This is a genomic window from Alterirhizorhabdus solaris (genome assembly GCF_007785815.1).
GTDB classification, from domain to species: Bacteria; Pseudomonadota; Alphaproteobacteria; order Sphingomonadales; family Sphingomonadaceae; genus Alterirhizorhabdus; species Alterirhizorhabdus solaris.
On sequence record NZ_VNIM01000026.1, the window covers coordinates 37,839 to 44,406 of the forward strand.

The 6,568-nt window shown below is 68.1% G+C and carries 7 protein-coding genes; 4 read left to right on the forward strand and 3 right to left on the reverse strand.

Features of this window, described 5'->3' with window-relative positions:
* The first annotated feature begins 41 nt into the window (after positions 1-41).
* Positions 42-227: a hypothetical protein gene (locus FOY91_RS08505; protein ID WP_145150069.1), complete on the forward strand. Its 186-nt coding sequence runs from the start codon at positions 42-44 to the stop codon at positions 225-227.
* 18 nt (positions 228-245) lie between these two features.
* On the opposite strand, the gene gatB is transcribed toward FOY91_RS08505, so the two are convergent.
* The 3 genes from gatB to gatC are packed head-to-tail and all read right to left on the reverse strand — an operon-like array spanning position 246 to position 3,553.
* On the reverse strand, positions 246-1,742 hold the full coding sequence (gene gatB, locus FOY91_RS08510; RefSeq protein WP_145150082.1) for an Asp-tRNA(Asn)/Glu-tRNA(Gln) amidotransferase subunit GatB: 1,497 nt from the start codon (positions 1,740-1,742) through the stop codon (positions 246-248).
* A 32-nt stretch (positions 1,743-1,774) separates the two neighbouring features.
* Entirely contained in the window at positions 1,775-3,253 is a 1,479-nt protein-coding gene (gatA, locus tag FOY91_RS08515) for an Asp-tRNA(Asn)/Glu-tRNA(Gln) amidotransferase subunit GatA (protein WP_145150071.1), read from the reverse strand.
* Between the two features lie 12 nt (positions 3,254-3,265).
* The gene (gatC, locus tag FOY91_RS08520; protein WP_145150073.1) at positions 3,266-3,553 is read right to left on the reverse strand and encodes an Asp-tRNA(Asn)/Glu-tRNA(Gln) amidotransferase subunit GatC; all 288 of its coding nucleotides are present in this window, start codon (positions 3,551-3,553) and stop codon (positions 3,266-3,268) included.
* 137 nt (positions 3,554-3,690) lie between these two features.
* Between gatC and FOY91_RS08525 the strand changes: the two genes are divergently transcribed.
* The 3 genes from FOY91_RS08525 (at position 3,691) to FOY91_RS08535 (ending at position 6,488) form a co-directional block, all read left to right on the forward strand.
* Complete coding sequence (locus FOY91_RS08525; RefSeq protein ID WP_238995307.1) at positions 3,691-4,800, forward strand: DUF3089 domain-containing protein; 1,110 nt, start codon at positions 3,691-3,693, stop codon at positions 4,798-4,800.
* 25 nt (positions 4,801-4,825) lie between these two features.
* Positions 4,826-5,287 carry a Holliday junction resolvase RuvX gene (ruvX, locus tag FOY91_RS08530; protein WP_145150084.1) on the forward strand — a complete coding sequence of 154 codons (462 nt, stop codon included), beginning with the start codon at positions 4,826-4,828 and terminating at the stop codon, positions 5,285-5,287.
* Positions 5,288-5,576: 289 nt separating this feature from the next.
* Entirely contained in the window at positions 5,577-6,488 is a 912-nt protein-coding gene (locus FOY91_RS08535; protein ID WP_145150076.1) for a sulfotransferase, read from the forward strand.
* Positions 6,489-6,568 lie beyond the last annotated feature (80 nt).

Below are 6,568 nucleotides of genomic sequence, written 5' to 3' on the forward strand. Positions count from 1 at the left end.
GCGTCCGCCCCGCCGCGTTGAGCGGGCGAAAGGAACCCCTCATGGCCACCAATCCCGATCCGCATCCCGACTCCGTGCCTGCCGGCCCGGCCGAAGCCCCCGACCAGATCACCCCGATCGAGGAACCGGGTCGCGAAAGCGTCGAGGATCCGTCACCCGACAGTCCGGGGTCGCCCGGCGGGACGGGTGGCACCGGCGGCACCAGCCACGAAAACGATACGCCCTGACGTGAGCCGGGAAGGCGCTCAGCCGAGCGCCTTCTTCAGCAGGTCGTTGATCGCGGCCGGATTGCCCTTGCCGGCCATCGCCTTCATCGTCTGGCCGACGAAGAAGCCGAACAGCTTGTCCTTGCCGCCGCGATATTCCGCCACCTTGTCGGCGTTCCTCGCCATCACGTCGGCGATCACGGCCTCGATCGCGCCGGTGTCGCTGGTCTGACGCAGGCCACGCTCATCGACGATCCTGCCCGGCGCATCGCCGGTTTCAAGCATGATCTCGAACACCTGTTTGGCGAGGCTGCCCGACAACGTACCGTCCGCCACCAGCGCCAGCAGCGCGGCGCCATTCGCAGTCGTCACCGGGCTATCCCCGATCGACACGCCGAGTCGGTTGAGTGCACCGAAAAGGTCGGAAGTCAGCCAGTTGGAGGCGGTCTTTGCCACCTCGGCTTCGCTCTTACCCTGCGCCACCGCGGTTTCGCCGAGCAACGCCTCGAACCAGCGCGCCGTCTCGACATCGGCGGTGATGACCGCCGCCTGATAGGGGGACAGCCCCAGTGCCGTCTCGTAGCGTGTCCGCTTGGCATCGGGCAGTTCGGGCAGGCTCGCCTCGCACTCGCTCAGGAACGCGTCGGAGAGTTCCAGGGGGAGCAGATCGGGATCGGGGAAGTAGCGATAATCGTGCGCGTCTTCCTTCGACCGCATCGAGCGGGTTTCGGTCCGGTCGGGGTCGAACAGACGGGTTTCCTGCACGATCGTCCCGCCGCCCTCGATCACGTCGACCTGACGGTTGGCCTCATATTCGATCGTGGCCATCACGAAGCGCACCGAATTGACGTTCTTCGTCTCGGTCCGCGTTCCGAACGGCTCGCCGGCCTTGCGGACGGAGACGTTCACGTCCGCCCGCATCGAGCCTTCTTCCATGTTGCCGTCACACGATCCGACGTAGCGCAGGATCGAGCGCAGCTTGCGCAGATACGCCCCCGCTTCGGCCGGCGAGCGCATGTCCGGCCGCGAGACGATCTCCATCAGCGCCACGCCGGAGCGATTGAGATCGACGTAGGAGCGCGTCGGATGCTGGTCGTGCATCAGCTTGCCGGCATCCTGCTCGACATGGATGCGCTCGATCCCGATCGTCTTGGGCGCGGCGATGCCGGCCTTCTCGTCGGCTTCCACCATGAGCGAGCCTTCACCCACAAGCGGATGATAAAGCTGCGAAATCTGATAACCCTGCGGCAGATCGGCGTAGAAATAATTCTTGCGATCGAACCGCGACCAGCGATTGATCTCCGCGCCCAGCGCCATGCCGGTACGGACTGCCTGACGGATGCACTCGCCGTTCGGCACGGGCAGCATCCCGGGCATCGCCGCGTCGACCAGCGAGACGTTGGCGTTCGGCTCCGACCCGAACTTGGTCGAGGCGCCGGAGAACAGCTTGGCGTTGGTGGTGATCTGCGCGTGGACCTCAAGCCCGATCACGACCTCCCAGTCGCCGGTCGCGCCCTGGATGCGATATGTGCTCATCCCGTCACCCTCCGCTGCGTTGGTCATGTCGCTCACCACCAGCGATCCGGCCGTGCGGTGAAGCCGGCGCGCTGCTCGATCGCGAGGCCGGCGTCGAGCACGCCCTGCTCGTCGAGCGGGCGGCCGATGATCTGGAGGCCGAGCGGCAGGCCCTCGGCGCTCAGCCCGCCCGGCACGGACATCGCCGGTAGCCCGGCAAGGCTGGCAGGAACGGTGAATACATCGTTGAGATACATAGACAATGGATCGGCGTTCTTCTCCCCCAGCGCGAAGGCTGCGGAAGGCGCGGTCGGCGTCAGCAGAAGGTCGCACGTCTCGAACGCGCGCTCGAAGTCGCGGGCGATCAGCGCGCGCACCTTCTGCGCCTTGGTATAATAAGCGTCGTAGTAGCCGGCCGACAGCACGTAGGTACCGATCAGGATGCGCCGCTTCACCTCCGCGCCGAAACCGGCGGCGCGGGTGGCGGCATACATGTCCTGCAATCCCGCCCCATCGGGCAGGTCGCGCAGGCCGTAGCGCACGCCGTCGTAGCGCGCGAGGTTGGACGACGCCTCGGCCGGCGCGATGATATAATAGGTCGGCAGCGCTTGGCGCGTGTGCGGCAACGAGACCTCGACGATCTCGGCGCCGGCATCGCGGGCGAAGTCGATCCCCCGCTGCCACAGCGCCTCGATCTCTGCCGGCATTCCTTCGACCCGATACTCCCTGGGGATACCGACACGCTTGCCCTTGAGATCGCCGGAAAGATTATCCTCCCAGCGCGGCACCGGCACGTCCAGCGAGGTCGCATCCTTCGGATCGAAGCCTGCCATCTGCTCCAGCAGGATCGCGCAGTCGCGCACGTCGCGCGCCATCGATCCGGCCTGATCCAGCGACGAGGCGAAGGCGACGATGCCGAAGCGCGAGCAGCGCCCGTAGGTGGGCTTTATGCCCGACGTACCGGTGAAGGCGGCGGGCTGGCGGATCGAGCCGCCGGTATCGGTGCCGGTCGCCCCCGGCACCATGCGCGCGGCGATCGCCGCCGAGGATCCGCCGGACGAACCGCCCGGTGCCAGCGCCACCGTATCCCCGCCGCGCCGCCACGGCGAGATCACGTTGCCGAACGCGCTCGTCTCGTTCGAGGAGCCCATCGCGAACTGATCGAGGTTCAGTTTGCCCAGCATCCCCGCGCCCGCGCCGAACAGCTTGCTCGTCACGGTCGATTCATAGGGCGGCACGAAGCCTTCGAGCATGTGGCTCGCCGCCGTGGTCTGCACCCCGGCAGTGCAGAACAGATCCTTGATGCCCAGCGGCACGCCGGACAGCGGCCGCAGTTCGCCGGCCGAACGGGCGCGGTCCGCCTCGTCCGCCGCTGCGATCGCATGGTCGGGCGTCTCGGTGATGAAGGCGTTCAGGTCCCGGCCCGCCGCCACCGCCGCGATGAACGCATCGGCGGCCTCGCGGGCAGAAAAGTCACCGGCGCGAAAGCCGTCGCGCAGGGCGGCGATGCCGAGGTTGGTCAGGTCGCTCACGATCGGATCACCTTATTCGATGACTTTGGGCACGGCGAAGAAGCCATGCTCGGCCTGGGGCGCGTTCTTCAGCACGTCGTCGCGGCGGTTGCCGTCGGTCACCACGTCGTCGCGCAGGCGCAGGCTGTTCGGGATCACCGCCGTCATCGGCGCGATCCCGTCGGTATCCACCGCCGACAGTTGCTCGACCCAGCCGAGGATGTTGTTGAGTTCGGGCACGATCGCTGCGGCCTCGGCATCGGTGACGGCGATGCGCGCGAGACTGGCGATCTTGCGGACGGTGGGGAGATCGACGGACATGGCCGGCGGCTAGCACCCGCCCGCCCCCGCTTCAAGCCGTGGCGGGCGGGATGCGTTGGACGCACCCGGCTTTGCCCGCTACGCACTTGCCGGAACATCCAGTGATGCTGCACTGCACAAACCAGGTTGGGGATCCCGTGGCACGCAAGTTTCTGTACGTCATCGCGGGGCTTATCATGCTTGTGCTGGCAGCCGCGATCGGCTGGAACCTGTTTCAGGATCGGATCATGCGCGCGGCCTTCGTGCCCTCCGCGCCGTTCGCCCCGCCGATGGCGGCGGGCACACCCGATTACGCCACCGCCGCCGGGTGGCTCTCCCGCCCAGACCTCCCGCGCGATCCGTCCCGCTGGACACCGCCCGGTTTCAGCGCCGCCACCGATCCGAAGGTGGCCGTGTTCTACGTGGCGCCCACCGCCTATCTGAAACGCGGGACGTGGAATGCTGCGATAGACGACAACGAGACCAACGACCGGCTGGCGCTGTTCGCCTCCTCGCAGGCAAGCGCGTTCAACGGCGTCGGTGCGATCTGGGCGCCGCGCTATCGTCAGGCCGCGCTCGGCGCGTTCCTCACGACGGGGGCTGACCCGACCGCCGCGATCGACTTCGCCTATGGCGACGTGGCGCGCGCCTTCACCGCCTTCCTCGCGCAGATCCCGGCGGACCGGCCGATCGTGCTGGTCGGCCACAGCCAGGGATCGCTGCACCTCATCCGCCTGCTGCACGAGCAGGTGGCGGGCAAGCCGGTCGCCCGGCGGATCGTTGCGGCGTATCTGGTGGGCTGGCCTGTCTCGATCACCGCCGATCTCCCCGCGCTGGGCCTGCCTGCCTGCACCGGGCCGGGGCAGGCCAACTGCATCCTGTCGTGGCAAAGCTTTGCCGAGCCGGCCGATCCACGCCAGATCATGGCGGTGTACGACACCACCACGGGACTGACAGGCGCGGCGCGGAAGGGAACGCCGATGCTGTGCGTCAACCCGATCACCGGCGCCCCCGGCACGGCGGCGCTCGCCTCGGCCAATCTGGGCGCGCTGGTGCCCAAGGCCGGATTGAGCGACGCATCGATCGTGCCCGCCAAGGTGCCGGCAAGCTGCGCGCCCGACGGCTTCCTGCACGTCGGCCCGCCGCCGGAGGGCTATGGCGGCTACGTGCTGCCCGGCAACAACTATCACGTGTTCGACTATCCGATGTTCTGGGCCAACGTGCGCGCCGACGTGGAGGCGCGCACCGCCCGCTTCCTCGGCCAGTGACGGCCGCGCGATGATCCGGACCGAGATGCTCCCGGCCGGGGCCAGCGATTTCCGCGATCGCTTCCCGGAGGGCGGTCGGCTGGCGGGGCTGGATGTGGGCACGAAGACGATCGGCCTCGCCCTGTGCGACGCGATGTGGACGATCGCCTCCCCCGCCGAGACGATCGTGCGCAAGAAGTTCGCCGTCGATTTTGCGCTGCTGCGGCAGTTCGTCGTCAGGCACTCGGTACGCGGGCTGGTGGTGGGCCTCCCGCTCAGCCTGGATGGCAGCGACAGCCCGCGTACCCAGTCCGTTCGCGCGTTCGTCCGCAATCTGGAGCCGCTGGGCCTGCCGGTGCTGCTGTGGGACGAACGCTGGTCCACCGCCGCGGTGACTCGTACGCTGCTCACCGCCGACGCCTCCCGCGCGCGTCGGGCCGAAGTGGTGGACAAGATGGCCGCCGGCTACATCCTGCAGGGTGCGATCGATGCGATGACGATGGGATAGCCGGCGTCGGCGATCTCCCGCCGGGCCGGGAGATCGGGCAGTCTTTCCGGCCGCCGGTGCCATGCATGTTCTCCCGCTCCACGCGCCTCTACCAGCGGCATCGGCCCGGGCGTCGGCGGTTACTCGGCGAAGGCGTCATTATGCTTTCTGCCCGGCGGCCGGTACGCGCGCTTTTCCGTGACTTATTGTTGCCATCCGCACAGTGGCGGCTGTCCGGACGCGCGCGACCGCTGGCATTACCGCATCATTAAAACGTAAGCCGCATGTGCGGTTACAAGAAGCGAGGCGGATGAAAGACCTTATCAACGAGGGAATCCTCGTCCTGAACGAACCTGCGGACGCCCCCGCGCAGCGCACGCTGGTGGTGGTGGGGGTGCCCCGCAGCGGCACCTCGATGGTCGCGGCGTGCCTGCGGGGTGCGGGCGTGTTCCTGGGCGACCGGGTGAACGAGAGCGTGCTGGAGGACAAGGATCTGGCGGCCGCGCTCGATCGCGCCGACCTGGCGGAAATCCAGCGGCTGGTGGATGACCGGAACGCGCGTTTCGACATATGGGGGTTCAAACGCCCCAAGGCGCTCATCAGCGTGCCCAAGCTAATGGAAACGCTGCGCAACCCGCGGATCATCGCCACCTTCCGCGATCCGCTGGCGATCGCGATGCGCAACCAGATCTCCACGCACAAGCCGATCGGCGAGGCGCTGGTCGTGGCCGCCAAATCGACCGTCAACGTGCTGCGCGACATCGAGGCACTGGCGGTGCCGCAGCTCCTCGTCAGCTATGAGAAAGCGGTGGCGGACCCGGCCCGGTTCGTTGCGGCGCTCTGCCGGTTCTGCGGCATCTCGTTCGAGGAGCACGGCGCGGCGATGATCGCCCGTATCGCCAACGGGGCGGAGGGCTATCTCCGCTCGTCGCGCATCCACCGTGCCGGCGCATTCGAGATCGCGGCCGACGGGACGTTGACCGGTTGGTTCGAGACGTCCGAGAGCAGCGCCAGGCTAGAACTCCTCGTCGCAGGCGTTCCGGTCGCGGTGGAGATCGTCACCGAGACGATCGACAGCCGTGCGCTCGACAACCTGCAGGTGACGAAATGGGGAGTATCGGCGCACCTTCCACCCTCGCTCGCCGCGCGTCCGCAGGACATCGCGCTTCGCTGCGCGGGCACCGACTTCCTACTGGAGTCCGCCCCTTCCGGCGACGCCTGACGCTCGGCCGAAGGCCCGCCAGTGCCGGCGGGGCGTCCTGCCCCGCCACGCTTGTCCCGCCCCGTCACCCTCGCTACACC

What these genes read in the sequence shown, in the direction of transcription:
- gatB (WP_145150082.1), bottom strand. Translation starts at nt 1,742, where the DNA reads ATGAGCACATATCGCATCCAGGGCGCGACCGGCGACTGGGAGGTCGTG.
- FOY91_RS08535 (WP_145150076.1), top strand. Translation starts at nt 5,577, where the DNA reads ATGAAAGACCTTATCAACGAGGGAATCCTCGTCCTGAACGAACCTGCG.
- ruvX (WP_145150084.1), top strand. Translation starts at nt 4,826, where the DNA reads ATGCTCCCGGCCGGGGCCAGCGATTTCCGCGATCGCTTCCCGGAGGGC.
- FOY91_RS08505 (WP_145150069.1), top strand. Translation starts at nt 42, where the DNA reads ATGGCCACCAATCCCGATCCGCATCCCGACTCCGTGCCTGCCGGCCCG.
- gatC (WP_145150073.1), bottom strand. Translation starts at nt 3,553, where the DNA reads ATGTCCGTCGATCTCCCCACCGTCCGCAAGATCGCCAGTCTCGCGCGC.